We start from the raw sequence: 1,583 nt of genomic DNA on the forward strand, positions 1-1,583 counted from the left end.
TCCGAAATAATTTTTTGTTTGTAGTTTTGCTCTAGTCCTTTATACCAATTTGATAAATGTTTGCTACATTTTCTTGAGCGGGGGAGTGGGGCAGGGTCAATTTATTGTCACGCTTAGAAAAATTGATAGGGAGATGGGGAGATTCTTGATATTTGCACAATTAAATGTATTTCATATCCATATAAATATTCTCTGACGACAATGAATTAGCCCTGGGGGAGTGGGCAGGTGGGGGAGAAGTAAAAATAAGAATAATTAACAATAACTAGCTAATAATTATCAAAAAAAGTTATTCAGTCTGTGTTAATTACTTAATATAGCAATTCTCATATTGGTGAGGTACAAAATTCGTTTGTTTTAGGGAGTAGGGAGTAGTAATTCGAGAAACAGGGGATAGAAAAAAAGAAAAACAACTGTATATCACTAATTTGAGAAACGCTATAAAACATTTTTATTATGGCTAATTAATCAGACTTAATATTAGGGCTAAATAGGGCTTGCTGATTAAATATAAAAGCATTGAAATATAAAGACTTTAGCCTTTTTGGGAATGAAAAAAGTGCGCCTGTTTCAGTCTAAAACGCTCAAAAAGTTAGTATTTTAGGCGCATAGTTGGGCAGAAAAATCACTCTTACAATTCTTACTCCTACTTCCTCGCTCATTCCCATTTCTCCCCTCCTGGGAGGGGGAGGGGCGAGGGGTGGGTTGTCTCCTGTCTTCCCCTCCTGGGAGGGGGAGGGACGAGGGGTGGGTTATCTCCTGTCTCCTACCCCTACTAAAATACTTTTTCAGCAAACCCTAAATATTAGGAATAGAGCAAAACTACGAGCCTAATCATAACTGTTTTACCAGACATTATATAAAACTGAAAAATCAAGAAAATATGATCAATAATTATTTTGAATTTGAGCAAGACTTTGTAGAATCTCTACGATGTATTCCCATGATAGTCCGTTATAAATTAGATACCTGCGGAGTTAAATTAAAATTATCTCACTGGCATCAATTTAATCATTTAATTCGTCAAGAGCTAGTAGATAAATCTTGCAGTACACCAGAGGAAATTAAAAATTATCGAGAGTGGCTATATGAGTTAGTAATTAAACATACAGATACTCCTGCTAAAGAATTATCTATAGAACTAAATCCAGCTTGGATGGATGACACAAAAATTCCGGATGCTGTTCAAATTAAAGCTCAAGAAACAGGGGTTGAAATTAAATTAGAAAAATGGAAAAATCTAACTCCACTACAAAGATTTGTTCTGATTAAACTTAGTCGCCCAAGCCATGAAAATAAAAACTTTTTACCTGCTATTAAAGAATTTCAGTTGATGTAATTTTTTAGGGAGCATCTCATAGCAAGCAAAAATACTTTTTTTCTATATATTCCCTGTTGCCTGTTGCCTGTTGCCTGTTGCCTGTTGCCTGTTGCCTAAAAGCGATAATTTTTTGGCTTTATCATTTTCTTTGTGGGTTTAATACCCCACCGTCTACACGGTGTTCAAAATTACTTGGGGTTAGAATCCCCATGTAATTTTCCTCCTGTCTCCTGTCTCCTGTCTCCTGTCTCCTTCTTCAATC

The 1,583-nt window shown here is 35.8% G+C and carries 2 protein-coding genes; one reads left to right on the plus strand and one right to left on the minus strand.

What is annotated here, in order from left to right; all coding sequences use genetic code 11:
* Window positions 1-600: 600 nt before the first annotated feature.
* A complete protein-coding gene (locus F6K13_RS32360) occupies window positions 601-795 on the minus strand; it encodes a hypothetical protein (protein WP_124155518.1) in 195 nt (64 codons plus the stop codon).
* An 88-nt stretch (window positions 796-883) separates the two neighbouring features.
* Here F6K13_RS32360 and F6K13_RS32365 point away from each other — a divergent pair, with 88 nt between their 5' ends.
* Entirely contained in the window at window positions 884-1,339 is a 456-nt protein-coding gene (locus F6K13_RS32365; RefSeq protein ID WP_375339418.1) for a nitrate reductase associated protein, read from the plus strand.
* The last annotated feature ends 244 nt before the right edge of the window (window positions 1,340-1,583 follow it).

It is taken from the genome of Okeania sp. SIO2B9, from assembly GCF_010672505.1.
GTDB classification, from domain to species: Bacteria; Cyanobacteriota; Cyanobacteriia; order Cyanobacteriales; family Microcoleaceae; genus Okeania; species Okeania hirsuta.

Bases quoted from the DNA above. Each gene is read 5' to 3' on its own strand.
- F6K13_RS32365 (WP_375339418.1), top strand. From the start codon at position 884: ATGATCAATAATTATTTTGAATTTGAGCAAGACTTTGTAGAATCTCTA.